The 23,801-nt window shown below is 36.5% G+C and carries 20 protein-coding genes; 14 read left to right on the top strand and 6 right to left on the bottom strand.

Features of this window, described 5'->3' with window-relative positions; translation table 11 throughout:
* The first annotated feature begins 66 nt into the window (after positions 1-66).
* From SFA27_RS21055 to SFA27_RS21035, 5 genes are all read left to right on the top strand, one after another.
* The gene (locus SFA27_RS21055) at positions 67-741 is read left to right on the top strand and encodes a response regulator transcription factor (protein ID WP_047376694.1); all 675 of its coding nucleotides are present in this window, start codon (positions 67-69) and stop codon (positions 739-741) included.
* Between the two features lie 2 nt (positions 742-743).
* Positions 744-2,108 carry an ATP-binding protein gene (locus SFA27_RS21050; protein ID WP_407294676.1) on the top strand — a complete coding sequence of 455 codons (1,365 nt, stop codon included), beginning with the start codon at positions 744-746 and terminating at the stop codon, positions 2,106-2,108.
* 264 nt (positions 2,109-2,372) lie between these two features.
* The gene (locus tag SFA27_RS21045) at positions 2,373-3,647 is read left to right on the top strand and encodes a TolC family protein (RefSeq protein WP_407294674.1); all 1,275 of its coding nucleotides are present in this window, start codon (positions 2,373-2,375) and stop codon (positions 3,645-3,647) included.
* 3 nt (positions 3,648-3,650) lie between these two features.
* On the top strand, positions 3,651-4,766 hold the full coding sequence (locus SFA27_RS21040) for an efflux RND transporter periplasmic adaptor subunit (RefSeq protein ID WP_407294672.1): 1,116 nt from the start codon (positions 3,651-3,653) through the stop codon (positions 4,764-4,766).
* Entirely contained in the window at positions 4,766-7,864 is a 3,099-nt protein-coding gene (locus SFA27_RS21035; RefSeq protein ID WP_407294670.1) for an efflux RND transporter permease subunit, read from the top strand. The genes SFA27_RS21040 and SFA27_RS21035 overlap by 1 nt, the downstream gene beginning before the upstream one ends.
* Positions 7,865-7,922: 58 nt before the next feature.
* Here the strand turns inward: SFA27_RS21035 and SFA27_RS21030 are convergent, their stop codons facing one another.
* From SFA27_RS21030 to SFA27_RS21005, 6 genes are all read right to left on the bottom strand, one after another.
* Positions 7,923-8,678 (bottom strand): DUF5995 family protein, encoded by a 756-nt coding sequence (locus tag SFA27_RS21030; protein ID WP_407294668.1) that lies wholly within the window; start codon positions 8,676-8,678, stop codon positions 7,923-7,925.
* A gap of 71 nt (positions 8,679-8,749) precedes the next feature.
* Positions 8,750-8,986 (bottom strand): hypothetical protein, encoded by a 237-nt coding sequence (locus tag SFA27_RS21025; protein ID WP_047376553.1) that lies wholly within the window; start codon positions 8,984-8,986, stop codon positions 8,750-8,752.
* Between the two features lie 248 nt (positions 8,987-9,234).
* Positions 9,235-10,005, bottom strand: coding sequence for a hypothetical protein (locus SFA27_RS21020; RefSeq protein ID WP_407294666.1), 771 nt, complete (start codon positions 10,003-10,005; stop codon positions 9,235-9,237).
* On the bottom strand, positions 9,977-10,447 hold the full coding sequence (locus SFA27_RS21015; protein WP_407294664.1) for a YciI family protein: 471 nt from the start codon (positions 10,445-10,447) through the stop codon (positions 9,977-9,979). The genes SFA27_RS21020 and SFA27_RS21015 overlap by 29 nt, the downstream gene beginning before the upstream one ends.
* 124 nt (positions 10,448-10,571) lie before the next feature.
* Positions 10,572-11,750, bottom strand: coding sequence for a nicotinate phosphoribosyltransferase (gene pncB / locus SFA27_RS21010; RefSeq protein WP_264518751.1), 1,179 nt, complete (start codon positions 11,748-11,750; stop codon positions 10,572-10,574).
* Between the two features lie 95 nt (positions 11,751-11,845).
* Positions 11,846-12,322 carry a Dps family protein gene (locus SFA27_RS21005; protein ID WP_047376557.1) on the bottom strand — a complete coding sequence of 159 codons (477 nt, stop codon included), beginning with the start codon at positions 12,320-12,322 and terminating at the stop codon, positions 11,846-11,848.
* A 450-nt stretch (positions 12,323-12,772) separates the two neighbouring features.
* On the opposite strand from SFA27_RS21005, the gene rpsL reads away from it, so the two are divergent.
* The 9 genes from rpsL (at position 12,773) to SFA27_RS20960 (ending at position 23,788) form a co-directional block, all read left to right on the top strand.
* Complete coding sequence (rpsL, locus tag SFA27_RS21000) at positions 12,773-13,186, top strand: 30S ribosomal protein S12 (protein WP_002983146.1); 414 nt, start codon at positions 12,773-12,775, stop codon at positions 13,184-13,186.
* Positions 13,187-13,209: 23 nt separating this feature from the next.
* Positions 13,210-13,686, top strand: coding sequence for a 30S ribosomal protein S7 (gene rpsG, locus SFA27_RS20995; protein WP_034694654.1), 477 nt, complete (start codon positions 13,210-13,212; stop codon positions 13,684-13,686).
* A 6-nt stretch (positions 13,687-13,692) separates the two neighbouring features.
* Entirely contained in the window at positions 13,693-15,810 is a 2,118-nt protein-coding gene (gene fusA / locus SFA27_RS20990; RefSeq protein ID WP_047376558.1) for an elongation factor G, read from the top strand.
* Between the two features lie 16 nt (positions 15,811-15,826).
* The gene (rpsJ, locus tag SFA27_RS20985) at positions 15,827-16,132 is read left to right on the top strand and encodes a 30S ribosomal protein S10 (protein WP_002661363.1); all 306 of its coding nucleotides are present in this window, start codon (positions 15,827-15,829) and stop codon (positions 16,130-16,132) included.
* Positions 16,133-16,460: 328 nt separating this feature from the next.
* Complete coding sequence (locus SFA27_RS20980) at positions 16,461-18,716, top strand: TonB-dependent siderophore receptor (RefSeq protein ID WP_407294659.1); 2,256 nt, start codon at positions 16,461-16,463, stop codon at positions 18,714-18,716.
* A gap of 18 nt (positions 18,717-18,734) precedes the next feature.
* On the top strand, positions 18,735-19,352 hold the full coding sequence (locus SFA27_RS20975; protein WP_407294657.1) for a hypothetical protein: 618 nt from the start codon (positions 18,735-18,737) through the stop codon (positions 19,350-19,352).
* Positions 19,353-19,621: 269 nt separating this feature from the next.
* Complete coding sequence (locus tag SFA27_RS20970; protein WP_407294655.1) at positions 19,622-20,818, top strand: PepSY-associated TM helix domain-containing protein; 1,197 nt, start codon at positions 19,622-19,624, stop codon at positions 20,816-20,818.
* 107 nt (positions 20,819-20,925) lie between these two features.
* Positions 20,926-21,417 carry a low affinity iron permease family protein gene (locus SFA27_RS20965; protein ID WP_407294654.1) on the top strand — a complete coding sequence of 164 codons (492 nt, stop codon included), beginning with the start codon at positions 20,926-20,928 and terminating at the stop codon, positions 21,415-21,417.
* 157 nt (positions 21,418-21,574) lie between these two features.
* On the top strand, positions 21,575-23,788 hold the full coding sequence (locus SFA27_RS20960; RefSeq protein WP_407294653.1) for a reprolysin-like metallopeptidase: 2,214 nt from the start codon (positions 21,575-21,577) through the stop codon (positions 23,786-23,788).
* Positions 23,789-23,801: the final 13 nt, after the last annotated feature.

Here is a 23,801-nt window from a genome sequence, read left to right as displayed (position 1 = left end):
CTCTTCCTTCTTCTGGCTTCCTTTCTGAACAAGAATACTTATATTTATGGGAAATTTCAGAAAATGATGAATATTTTGTTGGTAGAAGATGATCAAAGAATCAGCAATTTCCTGATAAAAGGCCTTTCAGAGGCTGGATACAATCTTACCCTTGCAGATTCCGGGGAAAAAGCGCGTGAACTTCTTCATACCTATGATTTTGATCTCATTTTAATGGATATTATGCTTCCCGGATTGGATGGAATGCAGCTTACTCAGATTATCAGATTTAAAGGAAATTATACCCCGATTTTGGTTTTAAGCGCCCTGAACAGTCCTGATGATAAAATCAAAATGCTGGATATGGGTGCTGATGATTATTTATCAAAACCTTTCCATTTTGAAGAACTGATTTCAAGGATTAAAGCGCTAACGAGAAGAAATAAATTAAGCTATCAGAAGGAAGATCAATATTTATCATGTGCAAATATCGTGATTGATACTGATCTTCACAAAGTAACGCAGAACGATAAGGAAATAGAATTTTCCCCTACAGAATACAAACTTTTTACTTTCCTGATGGAGAATAAAAATAAAGTACTGAGCAGAACTCAGATTTTACATAAGGTATGGGGGATTGATTTTGATAATACAACGAATGTAGTGGATGTTTATATTTCCTATGTCCGTAACAAGATTGATGAAACAGAACAGAAAATTATTCATACGGTGAAAGGAACCGGATATTTGATCAAAGACTGAAAATGACGCTCAGAAACAGATTTACCCTTATTTCAAGCCTTTCTTTCGGCATTGTTTCTATCATCACATCTGCGGTGATATTCTTTGCCTATTATGACAGTACCAAGATTTTTTATTTTGAAAAGCTGAGAAATACAGCTCTTATTTCTGCTATTTACTATCTCGAAAAAGATGAACTTCCGAAAGACCGCCATGCTCAGATCAAAAAAGAATACAATCACTTGATTCAGAATAACAGGGTTGCAGTCTATAACCAGAATAATGAAGTGACTTTTGGGCATAATCTGAACGATAAGAATATACAGCTTTCCCATTTACAGGCTGTACGCAATAATAAAGGAATACAGTTTATGTCTGATAATCAATTCTACTATGGAATTTTTTATCCGGATAATCAGGGTGATTTTGTGGTTTTTGTAAAATCTTCAAATGATTCTTTTCAATCACAGATCCTTAGGCTGGCGATTATCATGCTTTCCGTACTGTTAATTGGATTGCTTGCAATTTATTTTCTGAGCAGATATCTTTCAAAGGTGGTTTATAAACCCATTTCCAACGTTGTTGAACGCATCAATAAAGTGGAATATAATAACATCTCTACAGCAATCATTACTTCCACAAATACCAATGATGAAATTGAAGATCTTATAAAGTCGTATAATAAACTGTTGGGCAGAATTTCTGAAAACGTACTCTTACAGCAGAATTTTATCAATTATGTTTCTCATGAATTTAAAACTCCCTTAGCCGCTATCTCTGGAAATCTGGAAGTTTTTGCTCAAAAAGACCGTACTCCGGAAGAATATAAGGAAGTGGCCAAAGAGTCATTGGAAAACGTATACGAGATTGAAAATATTCTCAACAATCTTTTGCTGATGTCCGGAATGACAAAACTTGAATCTTCCCATAAGCAAATGAGAGTGGATGAGCTGATCTGGAAAATCTACGAAAAATTAGAACCCAAAGCAAAAGAAAACAATTCATCCATTAAAATACAACTTCAGGTAACAAAACCTGCTTTGCTGGAATTTCCCGGAAATGAAACGTTGTTATATCTCGCATTGTACAATATTGTAGAAAATGCGATCAAATATTCCTTTGATAAACCTGTGGTGATTATACTGTCAGAGAAAGACAACCATTTGTATATTGAGGTCAGAGATGAAGGAAGAGGAATTCCTACTGATGATCTTGTGAAAATATCTGAAACCTTCTTCAGAGGAAAAAATGTAGATACTGTGAAGGGCAGTGGAATTGGCTTATCACTTTCAAAAAGTATCTTTGATCATCATCATATTGTGATGAAAATAGATTCTACTGTGAATGTAGGTACAAGCGTTCTCCTAGAATTTCCTGTTAATTCTTGATTTTTTCTCCCACAGATTTCCCAGATCCCGCAGATTGATGATTTTAGATTCATTTTAAATATTAAAAAATCTGTGTCATCCGTGAAATCTGTGAGAGATTAAAATATTCAATAGGAGCAGGCAAGACATCTTAATTCAAAAACAATTCTCAGGAATAAAAAAAGTTCTAATCAAACTCTAATGTTGAACTAACCGAATTTTAATTTTGTTTAAAATTCCCTCTAATATTAGACAAATAGCTTTGTAGTCTTAAAATAAGAGACCTTGAAGAAGCTATTTTTTACACTATTTTATATTCATTGTTTCAGTTTCTTTTCAGCACAGATTTCAGATACCCTGAAAATTGGCAGAAAGGAAGCTGAGACTATTTTTCTGGCTAAAAACCTCGACCTTATTGCGCAGAAGCTTGAAATTTCACAAGCTGAAGCAAGAGCTGTTCAGGCAAAATATTGGCCTAATCCCAAATTAAGCATCAGTGAAGTGAATTTATGGAGAACCTACGACATCGAAGAACAGCCTGCACTTATTGGAAACTGGGGAAAGAATACCCAGATTTCTGCTGAAATAGAACAGGTGATTCAGACTGCGGGTAAAAGAAGAAAAAACATTGAACTGCAGAAAATAGAAGTGGAAGGAGAAAAGTATGAATTGCAGGAAGTTTTGCGTGAACTTAAGAAGACACTCAGAAACACCATTACTGATATTCTTTACAATCAGGAACAGCAGAAAGTCTATCAGGGGCAGATTGCTTCCATTGAGAAGTTAACAAAATCATACAATAATCAATTAAATCTCGGCAATATCAGTAAAGCTGAATACGTCCGCTTAAAGGCGCAGGAAATTGAATTCAAAAAGAAACTGATTTCATTGAAACAGGAAATTGAAGACCAGCAGGTAGAGCTTAAAGTCCTATTGATGCTGCCGTCCCCATCTTATCTGGTGATGTCAGATTCATTTGTGATGCCTGAAAAACAACTTTCAGAACTGGAAGTGACGCAATGGATAGAAAAGGCAAAAGAAAACCGCCCGGATATCATGATCTCAAAAAATAAAGAGAAACATGCTACGAAAAACCTTGAAATTCAAAATGCTATGAAAACACCCGATGTTGCAGTTTCTATAGGTTACGACCGTGGCGGAAATATCATGAAAGACTTTATAGGGCTGGGTGTTTCTATGGACCTTCCCATTTTCGACCGTAACAAAGGTAATATTCAGGAAGCCAGGCTTGAGATTGAGAAAAGCAAATTGGAGACTCGTAAGAATATGCTGAAATCTGAGAACGAAATTGTATCGGTTTTCAGAAACTATATCAGAACACAGCAGGTTTCAGAAGAGATTGATGACAATTACGAATCTACGCTGGATGGTTTGCTGGTAAGCCACGAGAAAAACTTCAGACTAAGAAATATCAGCATGCTGGAATACATGGATTTTCTGGATACCTATATCGGAAATAAAATGATCATTCTGGATACTAAAAAAGAACTTAATCAATACTACGAAAACCTGCAGTATGTTGTAGGACAAGATTTATAAGATATGAACAAAAATATTACTAAATACATTGCCGCAGCTTACCTGTCTGCCCTCATTATTTTTACAGGCTGTGCCGGAAAACAGGAAAATAAGGAAGCTGAAAAAGGCTATTGCATCAGCAAAGAACTTAAAAAAGATATTAAACTGGCCAAAGCAGAAATGCTTCCCATAGAAGAGAGCATTACCCTTACCGGAGAAGTGGAAAGCAATTCTGATAAAACGGTTCCTTTTGTAAGCCTTGTGGATGGAGTGGTGATGGATACTTATTTTTCCCTTGGTGATTATGTGAAAAAAGGACAAACGCTGGCAAGTGTAAAAAGTACAGCTGTTAATGAAATGCAGGATGATACTCAAACCTTGCAGGCTCAGCTGGCGGTGGCGAAAAGAAAACTGTCTTCTGTAGAAGCTATGTATAAAGATGATATTGCCTCTCAGAAAGACTTGCAGGAAGCACGTTCCGAAGTAGCCATACTGCAATCCAATATTTCCAAAACGCAGAAAAATATGCAGCTGTATTCAGCGGGTGGAAATACCATTCAGATAAAAGCTCCGGCAGACGGATATGTTATTTCAAAAAATATTTCCAAAGGAATGCCTGTTACTGCCGGCGGAGATCAGCTGTTTACCATTTCCAATCTGGATAAAGTATGGGTAATGGCTAATGTATATGCTACCAACATGAGACATGTTTATATAGATCAGCCTGTAGTAGTAAAAACGCTTGCTTATCCGGATGACAGCTTTTCAGGGAAAATCAATAATATCTCTCAGGTTTTTAATGAAAATGAAAGAGTACTGAAGGCTAAAATCATTATGGATAATAACGGAATGAAGCTGAGACCGGGAATGTCTGCAGATGTTGTATTACCAGTGAATTCACAAAATAAAAGTGCATTAGCTATTCCTGCGAAAGCCTTAATCTTTGATAACAACCAAAGCTATGTAGTGGTGTACAAAAAAGACTGTGAACTTGAGATCAGACCGGTAACAGAGATCGCTTCCAATAGTCAGTATATTTATGTAGAAGGCAATTTAAAACCAGGTGAAGACATCATTGCTTCCAACGGACTGCTGATCTATGAAAACCTGAAAAACCAATTAAATAACTCCACGAAGTAATGCGAAAGTTTGTACAGAATATAGTTTCCTTCTCGTTAAAAAACTCATTGATTGTTCTTTTGGGAACTTTTCTTTTGCTGGCCGGAGGAATCTATTCCTATATGCATACTCCTATTGAAGCATTTCCGGATGTTACCAATACGAGAGTGAGGGTGATTACCCAGTGGCCGGGAAGAAGTGCTGAAGAAATAGAAAAATTTGTCACATTACCCATTTCCAAAGAAATGAATGCCATCCCGAATAAAACATCGGTGCGCTCTATTTCTCTGTTTGGATTGTCTGTGGTGACAGTTATTTTTGATGATCATGTCAATGATTTTTATGCACAGCAGTATGCTTCCAATAAACTCGGGAATGTAAATCTCCCCTCCGGAGCAGAATACAGTATTGAGCCTCCTTCCGGTGCTACAGGTGAAATCTACAGATATATTATCAAAAGTAAACTTCCTATTAAAGAAGTAACAGCCATTCAGGATTGGGTAGTAGAAAGAGAATTGCTTGCCGTTCCCGGTGTGGCTGATGTGGTAAGCTTTGGTGGAGAAGAAAAAACATATGAAATAAAAATTAATCCTACGGAACTACACAATTACGACCTTTCCCCCCTGGATGTGTATGAAGCAGTTTCGAAGAGTAATATCAATGTAGGAGGAGATGTAGTAGCAAAAGGTGATCAGGCTTATGTAGTGCGGGGGATTGGTCTTTTAGAGAAAAAAGAAGATATTGAGAATATTCAGATCGAGGTAAAAGGTTCTACGCCTATTCTGGTGAAACATGTTGCAGAAGTAAAAGTTTCTGCGAAACCAAGACTAGGACAGGTAGGATATAACAAAGAAAATGATGTTGTAGAAGGAATTGTGATCATGCTTCGTGGTGAAAACCCAAGTGAAGTGATTGCAAGGCTGAAAGACAGAATAGAAGAGCTGAACGGAGGAGAACTTCCAGGTGATGTACAGATTGTTCCGATCATCGACCGTACAGAGCTTGTGAACACTACCGTTCATACCGTTTCCAAAAACCTTATTGAAGGAGTTATTCTTGTTTCCATCATTGTATTTATATTTCTTTACAACTGGAGAACAACTTTCATTGTAGCGTCAGTAATTCCCTTGGCTTTCCTGTTTGCAATTATTATGTTGAAAATCCAAGGACTTCCAGCCAACCTGATTTCCATGGGAGCACTGGATTTCGGATTGCTTCTGGAAGGAACGCTGGTGATTGTAGAACATGTCTTTGTCGCCCTCGAACTTAAAGCAAAAAAGATTGGATTGCGGAGATTTAATAAAATTTCAAAACTGGGAATCATCAAGAAAAGCGCAGGAAGTGTGGCAAGTTATATTTTCTTTGCCCTGTTGATTCTTATTGTTGCCCTGATGCCGATTTTTTCTTTCCAGAAAGTAGAAGGAAAAATGTTCTCTCCATTAGCATTTACGCTGGGATATGCATTGTTAGGATCATTGATCTTAAGCTTGACCTACGTTCCGGCCATGTGTAAACTTTTGTTGACGAAAAATATTGAAGAGAAAGAAAACTTTATTTCAAGATTCTTCAGAGTCAATATTTATAGAATTTATGAATTCAGTGACCGTCACAAAAAAGGATTCATCATTGGGTTCGTTGCCTTGCTTGCCATTTGTGGCTGGAGATTTTCCAATTATGGATCCGAATTCTTACCTAAACTGAACGAAGGAGCAATCTATGTAAGGGCAACACTTCCAAACAGTGTCAATCTGGATGAATCTGTAAGGTTAACTAAGGAAATGAAGGAGATTCTCATGAAGTATGATGAAGTAAAATTTGTCATGACCCAGACAGGCCGTCCCAATGACGGAACCGATCCCACTGGATTTTTTAATATTGAATTTAATATCCAGCTGAAACCTGAAAATGAATGGAAGAAAAAAATATCCAAAGAAGAACTTCTTGAAGAAATGAGGGTTTCCCTTGAAAAATATCCGGGCATCAACTTCGGATTCAGCCAGCCGATTCAGGATAATGTGGAAGAATATGTAGCAGGAGTAAAAGCTCCGCTGGTCATTAAAATTTTTGGAAATGATCTTTTTGAACTTGAAAATTACGCTAATAAAGTAGCCAATTCCATCAGAACAGTTCCCGGAATATCAGATGTGAATGTTTTCAAAAATATCGGGCTTCCGGAGTTGAGAATACAACTTCACGATTCCAAGATGGCAAAATATGGAGTGTCCACAGCTGATGCGCAGGCTGTTATTGAAATGACGATCGGAGGACAGGCTGCCACAAAGTTTTATGAAGAAGAAAGAATGTTTGACGTAATGCTTAGGTTTGAAAAAGATTACAGAGATACACCGGAAAAGATGGGAAATATTCTTATTCCGACTCAGGATAATAAAAAAGTTCCATTAAAAGAAATTGCAACTATTGATTATCACACTGGTCCATCATTTATTTACCGTGAAGGAAACAGCAGATACATCGGAGTTGGGTTCAATATTGAAGGGCGTGATCTTGGAAGTACCATCAAAGAAGCAAAAGCGAAAGTAGATAAAGAAGTAAAGCTTCCGAAAAATCATAAAATGACATGGGCCGGAGAATTTGAAAGTAAAGAAAGAGCTGCAAAACAGCTTGCAATGGTTGTACCGATTTCTTTAGTTCTTATTCTGATGCTGTTATATTTCAACTTCGGAAATATAAAAGACACACTGATTTCTTCCATTACATTGGCATTTGCATTCATCGGAGGATTTTTATCCCTTTGGTTTACGGGAACCATCTTCGGAATTTCAGCGGGAATCGGTTTCATCATCCTTTTCGGAGTCGCCACCATAGACGGTATCGTTCTGATTGGGGTAATGAAAGAGAATCTGCAAAACAGAATGTCACTCAAAGAATCTATTTCTCTGGGAGTCAAAAGCAGAATCCGTCCGGTAGTAATGATTGCCTTAATGGGATCTATGGGACTTCTTCCTGCAGCGATGTCAAACGGAATGGGCTCTGAAATTCAGAAACCTTTAGCCATTATGATTGTTGGAGGATTGATTGTCTGTATGCTGCTGTCATTTACAATACTGCCAATTATTTTCCATTATGCCTATCGCAAAAAGCATAAGGAAGCAATATAGTTTCTTTTATTTTGTTCATTATGAGGCCGGGATCCGTGAGGAAGATCCCGGTTTTTTTTTATGAGTTTTTTGTAGATTCTAAAATCTCAATATTCTTTACCACATCACTGCTTTCACAATTTTTAAGTTGTTTCAAAAGGGCAGGAGTGAGAATCTTTGGATTCAGAATCTGGGTAGCGACTTTAGCGGCTGCATAATCCACAATGCCGATTACAGACTCTCTTAAGAAATTAGGCGTGTTGGAAGCAATGACTGCCGTTGCCCAGGAAGTGTCTCTTGCTTTGGAAATGGCAAAATCTAGCACAGCATTATCTTTTCCGTTAGAAAGTTTGTCAATAAGATCTACGGGATAACAGATTTTGTTCAGAGAATCTTGTACATTCTGATTAATGGAAGCAATGACATTATTAATGTTTTCAAAATCTTTTTTCAACGGATTTATCTTCCGGTAAGGCATAACAGATGCCGCAGAGATCCCGAGATCCAGATTAATGTGAGCATTCATGCCGAGGAAAATATGCTGTAATATCAGGAGATTTTTATTTTTGGTAGCTTCAAAGGCAATATACCATGAGTTTGTACATTTTTCTCCTTTGTTATAATTTTCCCATGCCTGAAGATATCTTTGAGCAAAAGCAAGATCCAGCAAAGTCATTCTTGGATTATCTTCAAATTTTTTCTGCTGAATTCCTTTCAGAACCTGCGCAGTCATGATCCGATACGTACAGGCAAAATATCCTGCCGGGCTTTTGTTTTCTTTGCACCAGATGATAATTTCATCCAGTTTTTTTAGAACTTCCTCAATGGTTTTCATGATAGTTTTGTTTATTTAAAGATAATAAAAAAGTGAGCCGGAAAGCTCACTTTATGTATTGTTCGTTCAAATTATGGGGTAATGATAACCGGATCTGGGAAGGGTTCAAGAACCAGTGGTTTACACATTGCTGCCGGCTGGCAGGTGCCTCCCATGCATATAAAATTAGTCATTGTGGTAGTGCCGTCCGGACATCTGATCATACCTTCACCATGGCATCCACCAGGACATTCTGCCGGATAAAGGGTTCCTCCAAATACATCTTTGAGTTTTGTTCTCGAAAGTTTTGTAAAATTCATTTTTTTCATGAGATTAATTTTTAATTACGGTATTGGTTTGTTGATAACTCACTTATAATTAGATAAATAAGTTGCGTTGTTAATAAGCTAAAGTAATTAAATCAATTCATTGAAACAAGAGATATTGATTTAAATTTTCTTATTGTTTATAGATAATTATTTGAAATGTAACGGATTAAAAAATAAATTGTATATTTATTTCCATGTAAAGGGAAATATATAAGAAGTTTCCTGGAGATTATATGAAGGTTACCTCTTTATTTTTTTTGGCTGTATAATATAATTCTGATCTTGTTATTTTTAATTTCAATAATAGCTGGTTTAGGTTGTTGAAGATAAATCTTCTGATAAGTTTCTGATTCCTTTATAATAAATGGATTATCAGAAAAAAAATTTTTATCAATTTCCTTTATTGTATAGAATTTATTGTCCCGGAGCTCTGAAATTGTAGCTTGCTTAGTTCTGTGGTTTAATAAGATTGAATATAGCTTTTGTTTATATACAAAACTTGACATAATAATAACTCCACTGGTATCTATCAGTTTTTTTGTTCCTTTTGAGGAGTGATATTCTTTTCTCATAATGATGTCAGAAGGGGAGACAGGGATTTTAGTAACCTGTTCCATTGTTTCAGGATCGGTAATTTCTAGAATATCCGAACTTCCGAAGAGGTGTGAGAGAGAATTGGAGATATAATAGTTATTATTAATTTTATTTACAGAAACTGGGCAGGTTGCTTCTGCGCAATATATTTTTCCTGTTTTTTTATTTTTAAAATAAACTGTTCCTCCCCATTCTCCGGAACAGGTTTTCCATACTTCATATGTTGTATCATTATAAAGTAATCCAGGAGGGGGCGGGGCTTTTAATCTTTTCAGATCATCAACAATATCTCTGTCCACCTTTTCAGTTGTAAACTGAAAAAAGGACTGCTGTTTTGCACAGCTCGCCATTGCCAATAGAGAGAAAAGCACAAGTAGAATTGGTACTTTATTTTGTTTAAGGATTTTCTTTTGAGATCTCATCATGATGCTTAAGATACAAAGGCAGTGCTGCTGAGCCATACCAAGGGAAAATTTCATAACTAAAAATACCAGCCTGTACTGCGGGATCTGTTTTTACCCATTGTTCAGCTTCTTCTTTAGACTTGGTATTGAAGATAAACATACCACGGTAGTTTTCCTTATTCTTTTCAAGGAAAGGTCCGGCAACTACAATTTTACCTTCATCTGCCAGTTTACCGATATTGGCCATGTGGCCTTTCATAAGTTCGCTCATTTTTGCTTTATCTTCAATCTTAGCAGTGCCTGTTGTCAGCATGACAATAGTATAAGGTTTCATTCCATATTTATCAGCTCCTAAAGAAGTTGCCAGTTCCTGATTGAATTTTGTTTTTTCTGCTTTCTTTTCCTGAGCAAAAGATAATGCTGATATGAGAAGGCATGCGGTTAGTAATGTTCTTGATTTCATCTTGTTTTATTTTGATAAATATAATAAAACCTTAGATTTCTGAAAACTGAATTTCAAATGATAATATCGTACAAAAAAACCTCGATAGTTACGAGGTTATTATCTATTTGTTTTGATGAGGTTACTAATCTTTTATTCTTAAAAATTCTTTTGCCAGTTCAATCATCTTTGGATCTCCTGTATATTTACCGTGTTCATCAGAAAGTTTTACCGTAGGAATCCATTCTTTGTTTGGAGCCTGTACCCCGATAAGCTTCATCACAATGTTCATTGGTTTCAGTCCTACATCATTCGTAAGGTTGGTCCCTATTCCGAATGAGATACCAATTTTTCCTTTGCAGTAATTCGTAATTTCCTCTACTTTTTCAAGATTTAATGCATCTGAAAAAATAATGTATTTAAACATAGGATTGATACCATTCCTTTGGTAATGAGCAATGGTTTTGTCTGCAAATTCTAAAGCATCACCACTGTCATGACGTACACCGTCAAAAAGTTTTGCAAATTTTTTGTCAAACTGCTGGAAGAAAACATCTGTGGTGTATGTATCAGACAAAGCAACTCCAAGATCACCTCTATAAACGTCTACCCAATGTTCCAGAGCCATTTCATTGGCCATTTTGAATCCATATTCGGCAGCATGGAACATAAACCATTCATGAGCATGGGTTCCGATGGGCTTTACACCATACTTCATGGCAAAATGAACATTAGAACTTCCGATGAAAGTTGAGTCCCTTTTTTGAGTCAAAGCTTCCATTACCAGATTCTGTACTTTATAAGAATGTCTTCTTCTCGTTCCAAATTCTGCAAAAGTTACTCCTAGTCTGCCTAATGAGTCAGCTTTTTCTATTGTTTTACTCATTACCACTTCATTGGAATCTCTTTCCATGTGGTTCATTTCATAATGCAGTTCACTGATCAATGCCAGCAATGGAACTTCCCAAAGAATCGTTCTGTACCAAAGCCCTTCTACAATTACGGATAGGTCGCCTCCCTCCTGATGAATTTTTACTTCAGACGGATCATAATGATACCCTTCTAAAAAATCGAGATAAGGAAGATCTATATAAGGACATGTTCTTGCCATGAACTTTTTTTCGTCTTTCGTAAGTTTAAGTTCAGCCATTTTATTAACAGCCTCTCTTAAAGCAACGTCAAATCCTTCCGGAAAGTGGTGCTTCCCCCTGTTGATAAATTCATATTTTACAATAGAACTTGGGAATAGTTTTACCACTGCATTCTGCATGGTTATTTTATAAAAATCATTATCCAGGATAGAGTTTAGTCTTACGTCGTTCATAATATGTGTAATTTTAACGCAAATATAAAAATAAAAAATAAAATCGCCTAAATGTAAGGCGATTTTTTTGAAATATTTCAATGCTTTTGATGGAGTTATTTTCCAAGGTAAGAATTGTACATCCAAACTTCTTTCTCCTGTTCGGTAATATAATCGCTCATTTGCGAATTAGTACCTTCATCTCCTGCTTCATCCGTAATATCTAAAAGTTCTCTCTGCAGATCAATGACTACTTTGAATGAACTTAGAATCTGTTCAACGCTCTTGGTACCGTCAGTTACTTCTTTACTCTCTTTAATAGTTGCTATCTTTAAATAATCTGAGTAATTGTGTGCTGGAGTAGCTCCTAATGTCAGGATTCTTTCTGCAATTTCATCAATCTTTAAAACAAGACTGTTGTACAACTCTTCAAATTTTGGATGAAGGGTGAAGAACTGTTCTCCTTTAATGTTCCAGTGAGAACCTCTTGTATTCTGATAGAATACGGAATAATTAGCTAAAAGTGCATTTAATTTTTCTGAGATTTTTTTGCAATCGGCTTCTTTAAGGCCAATAATACTAGCATTTTTCATATGTATATATTTATTTTTTTTAAGATCAGATACAATCACTGCTTCAGTGGTATGAAGACTTGTTATGGTGATTGATAAGTTTATCATTTTGTATATCCCAAATTTACGAAATATCGTGCCTAACTCCTCTGATTATTAATAGATCATAACTATAAGAAAGTTTTTAAATATAGTTTGGATATATCGGATGAGGTTTTCGGAATCTGTTTTGGATTAAAAATTTATAGATAATTTTTTAATAAGGTAAATTTCATAATTATTTAATACAGTTTTTTTTAAATGTGAAATCTATTTTTTCAATCCTTTTTCCTTTTATATATTAAGTTTCTTTAATTGTTGTATTGAAACGGGTTGTATTTTCCTGTAAGTATTTGATTTTAATTTTTATATAAGTGTTTGCAGATTAAAAAAATATTACTATTTTTGCACCCTAAAATAAAAAGCAATTAAATGCCTACTATTCAACAATTAGTAAGAAAAGGAAGAGCCACGCTTGCCAAGAAGAGCAAATCGGCTGCCCTTGATTCTTGTCCACAAAGACGTGGTGTATGTACGAGAGTATATACAACTACACCTAAGAAACCTAACTCTGCACTTAGAAAAGTAGCAAGGGTAAGACTTTCTAACGGTAAAGAAGTGAATGCCTATATCCCGGGCGAAGGACATAATCTACAGGAGCACTCGATAGTATTGGTTAGAGGCGGAAGGGTGAAAGACCTACCGGGAGTACGTTACCACATCGTAAGAGGTGCATTAGACACCGCTGGTGTAAATGGAAGAACTCAGAGAAGATCTAAGTACGGAGCTAAGAGACCTAAACCAGGACAAGCAGCTGCTGCTCCTGCAAAAGGAAAGAAAAAATAATCATTAAATAAGGTACAAAAGCAATGAGAAAGACAAAAGCGAAAAAAAGACCGTTGTTACCAGATCCGAAATTTAATGATCAATTGGTAACGAGATTCGTAAACAACTTAATGCTTGACGGTAAGAAGTCAATCGCATTCAAAATTTTCTATGATGCATTAGAGATCGTAGAAACTAAAAAAGGAGATAACGAAAAAACTGCACTTGAAATCTGGAAAGATGCACTTACAAATGTAATGCCTCACGTAGAAGTACGTTCTAGAAGAGTAGGTGGAGCTAACTTCCAAATCCCTATGCCAATCAGAGCTGATAGAAAAATTTCTATGGCAATGAAATGGTTAATCAAATATTCTAAAGCTAGAAATGATAAGTCTATGGCTTTGAAATTAGCTAACGAAGTTGTAGCGGCTTCAAGAGAAGAAGGTGCTGCTTTCAAAAAGAAATCTGATACTCACAAAATGGCGGAAGCTAACAAGGCTTTCTCACACTTCAAATTCTAATCTGAAATGGGAAGAGATCTTAAATTTACAAGAAATATTGGTATCGCTGCTCACATTGATGCAGGTAAGACTACCACTACAGAAAGGATTCTATTCTATACAGGGGTAAACCACAAAATTGGAGAAGTTCACGATGGTGCTTCTACAATGGACTGGATGGAGCAGGAAGCAGAAAGAGGTATTACCATTACTTCTGCAGCTACCACTTGTTCTTGGAACTTTCCAACAGATCAAGGAAAAGCTTTACCTGAAACTAAGCCTTACCACTTCAACATCATTGATACACCGGGACACGTTGACTTCACTGTAGAAGTAAACAGATCTTTAAGAGTATTGGATGGATTGGTATTCTTATTCTCTGCAGTAGATGGAGTAGAGCCTCAGTCTGAAACAAACTGGAGACTTGCTGACAACTACAAAGTTGCTAGAATGGGATTTGTAAACAAAATGGACAGACAAGGTGCTGACTTCCTTAACGTGGTAAACCAGGTTAAAGAAATGTTAGGATCTAACGCAGTTCCAATCGTTTTACCAATCGGTGCTGAAGAAGATTTCAAAGGTGTTGTTGACTTAATTAAAAACAGAGCTATCATCTGGGATGAAGCAGGACAAGGAGCTACTTTCGAAGTAGTACCAATTCCTGAAGATATGAAAGATGAAGTTCTTGAATATAGAGAGAAATTAGTAGAAGCTGTTTCTGAATATGACGAAACTTTGATGGAGAAATTCTTCGAAGATCCGGATTCAATTACAGAAGAAGAAATCAATGCTGCATTGAGAGCTGCTACTATCGATTTATCTATTATCCCAATGACTTGTGGTTCTTCATTCAAGAATAAAGGAGTACAGTTTATGTTGGATGCAGTATGTAAATACTTGCCTTCTCCATTGGATAAAGATGATATCAAAGGTACTGACCCAAGAACTGACGCTGAAATTACAAGAAAGCCGTCTGTAGACGAGCCTTTCTCCGCATTAGCATTTAAGATTGCTACTGACCCATTCGTGGGAAGATTAGCATTCTTCAGAGCTTACTCAGGAAGACTAGATGCTGGTTCTTATATCTTGAACACTCGTTCAGGAGATAAAGAAAGAATCTCTAGAATCTATCAGATGCACGCTAACAAGCAAAACCCAGTAGAATATATTGAAGCTGGTGATATTGGTGCAGCGGTAGGATTCAAGTCTATCAAAACTGGTGATACAATGTGTGATGAGAAAAACCCAATCGTTCTTGAATCGATGGTTTTCCCTGATCCGGTAATTGGTATTGCTGTTGAGCCTAAAACTAAAGCTGACCAGGATAAAATGGGTAACGCTTTAGCTAAATTGGCTGAAGAAGATCCTACGTTTACGGTTAGAACTGACGAAGCTTCTGGACAAACGATTATCTCTGGTATGGGTGAGCTTCACTTGGATATCATTGTAGATCGTATGAAGAGAGAATTCAAAGTTGAAGTTAACCAAGGACAGCCTCAGGTAGAATACAAAGAAAACTTAACAAAAGTTGCTCAACACAGAGAAGTTTACAAAAAACAATCTGGTGGTAAAGGTAAATTTGCTGATATTGTATTTGAATTAGGACCTGCTGAAGAAGGTAAAATTGGTTTAGAATTCATCAATGAGATCAAAGGTGGTAACGTTCCTAGAGAATTTGTTCCTGCAATTGAAAAAGGCTTTAAAGCTGCAATGAAGAACGGTCCTTTGGCTGGTTTCGAAGTTGAAGGTATTAAAGTTGTTCTTAAAGACGGATCTTTCCACGCGGTGGATTCTGATGCTCTTTCATTTGAAATGGCTGCTAAATTAGGATTTAAAGAAGCGGGACGTGCTGCTAAGCCAGTAATTATGGAGCCAATTATGAAACTGGAAGTTGTAACTCCGGAAGAATATATGGGTAACATCATTGGTGACCTTAACAAAAGAAGAGGTACTATCAGTGGTCAGGAAGAGAAAAACGGTGCTGTTGTAATCAAAGGTTCTGTTCCACTTTCTGAAATGTTTGGATATGTAACAACTCTAAGAACACTTTCATCAGGAAGAGCTACTTCTTCTATGGAATTAGAGAAATACCAAGCTACTCCACAAAACGTTGCTGAAGAAATCATAGCTAAAGCAAAAGGTTAATTTTTAAATTAAAGAAATGTCACAAAGAATCAGAATAAAACTAAAATCTTACGATTACAACTTGGTAGACAAGTCTGCTGAGAAAATCGTAAAAACGGTAAAGGCTACTGGTGCTGTTGTAAACGGTCCAATTCCATTGCCAACAAATAAGAGAATCTTCACAGTGTTGAGATCTCCGCACGTAAACAAAAAAGCAAGAGAGCAGTTCCAATTATCAGCTCACAAGAGACTAATGGATATCTACTCTTCTTCTTCTAAAACTGTTGATGCTCTAATGAAATTAGAACTTCCTTCAGGAGTAGACGTTGAAATTAAAGTGTGATAACTGCATACTTTGCAATGATTATACAAATCCGTTCCTTTTTAAGGGACGGATTTTTTTATGCATAAAACCTAAAATGTTCAATCAAGAGAAGAAAAGCAGATTTGTATATCGACAAATCTGCTTTTTTTTGATTTTACTTTCTGTAACCATAAAAGGCCTTGGGAGGACAACCCTTAATGATGCTATAGATCTGTTTGGAGATCGCAAAGGGTCGTTGGATATGATTAATGATCTGATATTAATAGTTCTTTTTCAGGTGACATATGTCACGCTTGTTTATTTATTTAGAATTAATAAAAATAATAATTTTGCTAAAAATTATCAGATGAATAAAGTAGTATCCTTTTCTCTGCTATTGTTGGGTGGAGTTCTGGCCAATGCGCAGAAAGTAAATGATTCAGTTAAACACAAGAAAATTGAAGAAGTAGAACTGTTTGGTGAAAAAAAGAAACAGCCGCAAGGTCTGGACGCAATTACCAGATTGCCATTGAAAACCAGAGATCAGATTCAGAGTATTTCTGTGATTTCTCATAAAGCAATTGAAGAATTAGGAGCACTTACAGTCACTGATGTTGCCAAAAACGTTCCTGGGGTAACCCTATTTTCAAGCTATGGCGGAGGAAACGAAAGTATGTCCATCAGAGGATATCGTGGAGTTCCTGTACTGAAAAACGGAGTTCAGCTGGATTCAGATTTCCGTACTGCAGGGATGATCACTGATATGCAGGGAGTAGAAAGTATTCAGGTTATTAAAGGATCTGCTGCTATTGGTCAGGGAATAGGAAATGGTTTGGGATCTGCAGGAGGAGTGATCAATGTTGTAACAAAAAGACCTCAGTTTATTGATCAGACGAATGTAGGATTCCGTTACGGAAGCTGGGATTTTTACAGACCTACAGTAGACTTCCAGAGAGTATTAGATTCTCAGGGAAAAGTAGCTGTGAGATTCAATGGAGCATACCAGAATAATAATTCATTCAGAAGTCATGTACAGGGAGAAAGGATTTATGTAAACCCATCCATCGCTTTCCGTCCGGATGATAAAACATTAATCAATGTGGAAATGGATTATCTTCATGATAAAAGAACACCGGACAGAGGAACAATAAACCTTGCACCGGGAACTGTTGAAGCACTCTATCATATGCCAAAAGGTAAGTTTTTAGGATATACATCTGATTATTCAAAAACTGAAACATACAATTTTGCGACTACAATTGTACGTAACCTTACGGATAAATTAAAAGTTAGAGCAGCTTTCGTGAATTCCGTAAGCAATACAGACTCTGAAGCTTCATCTGTGTCACTGCCGGCTGGTGAAACCAACTATAATATCAGACAGCGTACTATAGGAAAATCACAGGGAGAAGATATCAACAAAGTATTACAGTTAGACTTTATTGGAGAGCAGATAAAGACAGGATTTATTAAACACACATTCCAGGTTGGTTTTGACTGGAGAGAAACAGAAACCTCTTCTACAACATTTGAAGCATACAAAAACTCTATTGCACCAGGGAATTTAATTACTGCACGTGCTACAAAAATCGGAAATACAACTTATGCGGCCAACCCTCTTGATATTGTAGACGTAGTGAACGGAAACATTCCGAACCAACTTCCTGCAAATGTCATCTATAAAAATCTGGGAAGATCAAACGCAGTATTGACACCAAGTATCGGTGCAATGGCTCAAGATGTGATGACGATCGGGAAATATGTGAAAGCTCATTTGGGACTTCGTTACAGCAGACTTAATGGTTCTGCCAATGAATCTGTAGATACATGGAATCCTAATTTTGGATTGATTGTTTCTCCGCTTCCAAATGTTAATGTATTTGGATCATATACAACAACAACATCTTTAAGATCCTCTAATAATTTCCTTTTAGACGGTGGAAGAGTAGGCCCGTCAATGACTAAACAATGGGAAGCTGGTATTAAATCAGACTGGTTTAATGAGCGTTTAAGATTTAACGTAACAGTATTTGACATTAAAACAGATCACCTTTCTTTCACTATTCTTGATGAAAATTACAACCCTGTTGTGATAGACAAACAAACAATGTACGGTCTTGCAGGAAACCTTAGAAGAAAAGGAGTGGAAGTAGAATTGATCGGACGAATTCTGCCGAACCTTCAGGTAATGTCCGGATGGGCATATCTGGATGCTCAGTATCAGGACAGCCCTGCTTACATGAACGGATCTGCACCAATGAACGCACCTAAACATACTGCAAACGGATGGCTGAATTATAAATTCAATAAAGGTACTTTATCAGGACTTGATGTAGGAGCAGGAATTTATTATGTTGGAAAAAGACCGGTTGACGAATGGACTCAGAAAACATTTACAGCAGGTCACCTGAACAGTGTGAAACCTGGAGACAAACCTTTCGATATGCCGGAATACACTACAGTAGATGCCCAGGCAGGATATACCCTGAAAAATGGAATGGGAGTAAGAGTGTTCTTTAATAATATTTTTGATAGTGTAGGGTATAGCTCTTATTTCAGAGGTGGATATATCGATCAGATTCAGCCTAGAAACTTTGCTGTACAGGTAAACTATAAATTCTAATCAACAAAATCATTCATTATGAAAAGTATCAAAACAATATTCTTTGCTTTAGCTCTTAGTGCCATTGCAATGTCATGCTCAGGAGATAAAAAGAAAGGAATAGACTATAACCAGTTTAAAACAGAAGTGAAGCTTACTGCTGAACAGGAAAAGAACTTCAATGAGATCACTGCAAAATATCAGCAGCTTCAGGAGCAGAACTTCCAGGCGGCAAAAGCTCAGGGTGGTAATATGGACCGCGTAGCTTTAGGTATAAAAAATGAAGAACTGAGAGCACAGCAGTCTATTGAAATGGCTACCGTTTTGGATGCTCCTCAGATGGAAAAGTTCAATAAGTTTGTGGATGAAAATTCCAGAAAGAGACCGAGATATGACAATGCATTGTTAGAAAAAATCAAAACGGAAGCACAGCTTTCTGAAGATGAGTTCAAAGTAGTAAATGCAGCGAATGATGCTTTTGAAAAAGCATTTAATGATGCTCATGATGTATATCACGGAAATAACAATTTGGCCAAAGAATACTGGGAGAAATTTGATACCCAGAGAAAGGCTGCAATTCAGAAAGCACTAAGTCCTGAACATTTTACAAAGTTTGAAGAAATCGTAAAAGAAGTTCAGTTCAAAGGAAGAAAATAAACGACATTGATACCAGTGAGGGCTGGAAGCAGGAGAAGGAGAGAGATATGATATTGGGGCAAAAGTTCTTACTACTTTTAAGAAAACTTATTCAATTTGGTGAATGTAGATTAAAGTTAAACCAGTAATCTTTTAGACTCAATAACTTCCATCAAAAGCTTCATGCTTCCTTACCCGAATTTGTATTAACTTTTTTTAATTTATTCATATCAATTTTAATTTAAAACATTAAGACGGTCATACTGTCTTAATGTTTTTGCTGTTAGATAATGAGAGTATTATTGAAAAGCCTTTACAGGAAAAGAAGAAAAAACGAATCAGTTGCAAAATACCTGATGTGGATCACTCATCTCTGGCTGGGACTTTTATCAAGTAGTGTTGTTTTTGTGATGTGTCTCACCGGCTGTCTTTATGCTTTCAAAAATCAGATCAGTGATTTTAGCAACAGAGATAAAATTTATATCAGTCCAGGCTCAGGAATAGCTATGAATCCAGACTTGATTCAGGCAGAATTATTAAAACAGAATAAAGAACTTACTTCCCTGATGATTCCAGACGATAAAGGGAAAAGCTATGTGGTTGGTTACCGTGAAAATAACCTGGATAAAAGTACTTACTATAATCAATACACGGGACAACTTCTGGGGCAGCCCAATACTAGTTCGGCTCAATTCTTTGAAATAGTTCTTGATCTTCATAGAAATCTGATGATGGGAAATGCAGGAAGACAGGTTGTAGGAGCTTCAGTTCTTATGTTTTGTGTTCTGCTGATTTCAGGATTGATTCTTTGGCTCCCGAAGAAACTGAAGTTTTTGAAACAGGGGCTGACCGTCATGTTCAAAGCAAAATTTCAAAGGGTTAATTATGATCTGCACAATACATTGGGATTCTATACCTTTCTGATACTGTTCTTTATTGCCATTACCGGATTGTATGTGACCTATCCCTGGGTGAAGAATGCTCTTATCATAAGTATGGGAGGATCTTCAATAGATAATCTTTCAAAAGAAAAAGACAGTGGAGATGATGCTTTCGGAGGGCTTCTGGAAGATATGCTTCAGAAACAGGACGAAAAGAAAAACCTGAAAGACATTCCTTCCGCTTCTGTAGATAAAATTTTGAAGCTGGCAGACTATCATCTTCCTTATACTGCTGTTACAAGTATAGAGCTTCCTAATAAAGAAAATCCGAGATATGTAGTTATCAAAATCAATAAACAAAACTCTCTGGGAATAATGTTCCCGGATGAAGTGACATTTGATAAAACCGGAGTTTTCAAAACAAAAGAACTGTTTTCGGACAAGCCTTTGAACAAACAGTTTACAGCTTTGGCAAAACCATTACATACAGGAGAGATCATGGGGCTGCCAAGTATTATTCTCTACTTTATAGTTTCTCTTATCGGTTGTTCATTGCCGGTAACAGGATTTCTGATCTGGTGGCATAGATTCAGAAAAATGAAATAAGAGAATGAAGGTGAAATCAATCCGAAATATTTATATACCTCATATTCATTATCTTTTCCTGTTTTCAGATTAATTTTTATACATTTATTATTCTAAAAACAGAGGCTATGGGTCATAAAGATCATCATTTTTTTGAGAAATTTTCAAACTGGGCTGTAAAATTTACAGGGAGTCCATATGCTTTTATGGGGGCTTTCCTTATCGTGGTGATATGGGCGGTTTCCGGCCCTTTTTTTGACTATTCAGAAACCTGGCAGCTGGTAATCAATACCGGAACTACAATCATTACCTTTCTAATGGTATTCCTGATTCAGAAAGCTCAGAATAAAGATTCAAAAGCAATACAGATCAAGCTGAATGAGCTTTTAGCCTCCCACGAAAAAGCCAGTAACCGCATTGTGGATATTGAAGATCTTACAGAGGCAGAACTTGATCAGCTGCATATCTATTATGAAAAACTTGGTCAGCTTGCCAAAAAAGATACAGATATTCATATGTCTCATTCTATTGACGCTGCACAGAGAAATCAGGATTATAAATATGAGTTTTTTAAAAGAAGACATGAAGAATGGATGCAGAAACAGGAACAAAAAAAGTAAATGGACTTTGATTGAAAAAATTTCTTAAAATTTAATAATTATAATATTTTTTCAATATTATTTCTTTTCTAACTGCTTTATTGCTATTTTATTTGACTTTTTGTTTGTTTTTTAGTGTTTTATTTAGCGAATATTTAAATTTGTTAAAAAATATTAAATGAAAACAAAATTATTTTGTTTGCCGGTATTATTTTTAGCAATATCAGCAAATGCACAATGGAGCAGAGGGCTGCCAGAGCAGAAAGTCATTAAGAGAAGTGATCACTCAGTTTATTATAAACTGGATATAGATCAGATAAGAACTCAACTTCTGAGAGCACCTAAAATAGGTGAAGGTACTCCCATAAAGGTTAGTATTCCTACTCTGGACGGAAAAATTGAGAAATTTACAGTAAACAGTTTTCCTGTCATGGATGAAACCTTGGCTAACAAATATCAGCTTGGATCTTATGTAGGAGTAGGAACTGATGACCCTGCCAAGTATATCAGATTTAGTGTTGCTCCAAATGATTTCCAATCTATGATCATTGGTGCTGATGGGAAATATGAATTTATAGAACCGGCAACCGCTGACAAATCTTATTATTCTGTACATGGAAAGACAAGCAAAAATGGGCATGCATTTGTATGTAGTACAAAAGAGGATAAAGAAGCTGTTGCTAATATTCAGAAGCTGATGAATTCCGGAGCTACAGCAAAATCAGGTAACAAAACTTTTCATACCCTTAGATTGGCAATGTCTGTAACAGGAGAGTATACGGCTTATTTTGGTGGGGTATCAGGTGCTTTAACGCAAATCAATGCTACCTTATCCAGAGTAAATGGTGTATTTGAAAAAGAATTTAATGTGCATGTTAACGCAATTAATGCTCCTAATCTTATTTTTACCAATGCTGCTACTGATCCTTATAGTATTTCCGATCTTATGTGTAAGTGGAATTATGAGCTGATGAATACATTACATGGGGGAGCTTATGGTGTTACGGATGCAGATTTTGATATCGGACATTTATTTGGTGCATCAGGCGGCGGCGGGAATGCTGGCTGTATTGGTTGTATAGGAAGTAATGATGTATCTACGCTTATTGATCCCAACTGTGGGAGCTCAAGTTCTCCCCAAAATTATAAAGGTAGTGGATATACTTCTCCGGTAGATGATATACCGCAAGGAGATAGTTTTGATATCGATTTTGTAGCGCATGAAATGGGACATCAATTAGGAGATAATCATACATTTAGTAGATTTGAACAAGGAACTGGTTCAAATACATATGTAGAGCCAGGAACTGGTAGCTCAATTATGGGATATGCAGGGCTTTGGGGAAGTATGTCTGTACAACCTCATTCGGATGCCTATTTTAATAGTGTGAGTATTGATCAGGTACAGGCTAATCTTGCAACAGTAACAGCAGATGTAGAAACACCAATTACCAATAATGCACCTGTGGTAGCGGCAATGTCTACTACTTATACTATTCCAAAATCTACAGCATTTGTTTTGACAGCATCAGCAACAGATCCGGATGGAGATGCTTTGACCTATTGTTGGGAGCAGGTTAATTCAAGTACTCTGTCAGGTGGAGTAACAAAATCAAATATAGGAAACACAACATCCGGAGCAAACTTCAGATCTTGGGCACCAACAGCCAATCCTACAAGATATTTTCCTAAGCTGACAACTGTTTTGGGAGGAGCTGTAAAAAATACTGCGGAATTTGAAGCAGCAAGCACCGTAGCAAGAACCACTAATTTCAGAGTAACAGTAAGAGACAACAGACCGGGACAGGCACAGACTGCATATGCAACACAAACTATTGTAGTGGGATCTGCAGCAGCATTTACTGTCAATACAACATCACTTAGCCCGAATGTGAACTCTACTATTACATGGACGGTTTCCGGAACTGCAGTCGCTCCATACAATGCAGCCAATGTTAAAATTGATTATACAGAAGATAATGGAGCCACTTGGAATACTCTTGCAGCATCAGTTCCGAATAACGGATCGGCAAGTGTTTTTATCCCTGCATCATTGGCGGGTAAGACTATTCATTTGAGAGTGTCTGCTATTGGAAATGTATTTTATGCAGTGAAACAAGCTACAGTATCCGGTACACTGGCTGTTTCTGAAGCAAAAAGTGATGTGAAATCCGTTAAGATCTATCCAAACCCTGTAGAAGATGTATTAAATGTTCTGAATGTATCTGCAAATTCATCTTACGAAATCTTCAATGCTCCGGGGCAGTTGATTTCAAATGGAAATATAGGTGATGGTAAAATTAATGTCAGTACGCTTGTAAAAGGTGTATACTTTATTACGATCAACAACGGTAAAGAAGAAAAGACTACCACTAAATTTGTTAAAAAATAATTGAACAAAATAC

Source organism: Chryseobacterium sp. HR92 (genome assembly GCF_045689405.1).
Taxonomy (GTDB): Bacteria; Bacteroidota; Bacteroidia; order Flavobacteriales; family Weeksellaceae; genus Chryseobacterium; species Chryseobacterium viscerum_A.
Note: the sequence above shows the minus strand (reverse complement) of the source record. Positions and strands in the feature narration are given on the sequence as shown.